Genomic DNA, 224 nt, shown 5'->3' with positions numbered 1-224 from the left:
CCATCGGCTTGCACTTCGGTCGTAATGGTTTGTGGGTTACCCGCTTCATCCGTTACGGTGATTGTAACAACCGTGCCCTCTGGCTCGCCTGTTGCTGTGCCTGAAATAGTCGGTGTGGTGTCATTAGTATCACCAACCGGATCAATTATTACTGTGGGCGCTGCGGTATCAACCTCACCGGTGGTGGTGGCTGTGGTTTCATTGCCTGCAGAGTCAGTAACCGA

The 224-nt window shown here is 53.1% G+C and carries 1 pseudogene; it reads right to left on the bottom strand.

From position 1 onward, the window contains the following. A pseudogene (locus AN391_RS20635) lies at positions 1-224 on the bottom strand (RTX toxin); the annotation flags it as partial.

Source organism: Pseudoalteromonas sp. P1-13-1a, assembly GCF_001401875.1.
Classification (GTDB): Bacteria; Pseudomonadota; Gammaproteobacteria; order Enterobacterales; family Alteromonadaceae; genus Pseudoalteromonas.
The sequence above is the reverse complement of the archived record's forward strand: the minus strand, read 5'-3'. Positions and strand labels throughout refer to the sequence as shown.